Source organism: Psychrobacter sp. 16-MNA-CIBAN-0192 (assembly GCF_040309565.1).
Classification (GTDB): domain Bacteria; phylum Pseudomonadota; class Gammaproteobacteria; order Pseudomonadales; family Moraxellaceae; genus Psychrobacter.
The window spans coordinates 1-255 of record NZ_JBEOOX010000467.1 but is presented as its reverse complement, the minus strand read 5'-3'; the positions used below and the strand labels follow the sequence as shown (position 1 = coordinate 255).

1 protein-coding gene is annotated in these 255 nt (G+C 50.2%); it reads right to left on the bottom strand.

The annotated features are described in order from the left end of the window. A partial coding sequence (locus AAEY78_RS14000; protein ID WP_352339988.1) for a type II secretion system protein GspK occupies positions 1 to 255 on the bottom strand: 255 nt, incomplete at both ends.

The following is a 255-nucleotide window of genomic DNA, read 5'->3' as shown; positions in this document are numbered from 1 at the left end:
CCACAATTCATCGATAGATGGCAATACTTGCTTGCGCCTCATCTCGGTCAACCCACGCATCTGCTCGCTAGTCACACCGTCCATCAGAGACGCCAGCAGTTCAGGACTGGCAGTATTGACATTGATAGGCACATAATAAGGAACGGCGCTAAGGTAAGGGCGCAGTGCTGCTAACACTTCAGCGCTGACTCCTCGAACGTCTTGTAACTGATCGATGCTAATAAATGGCTGGTTTGGTAATATCCCCTCTACTGC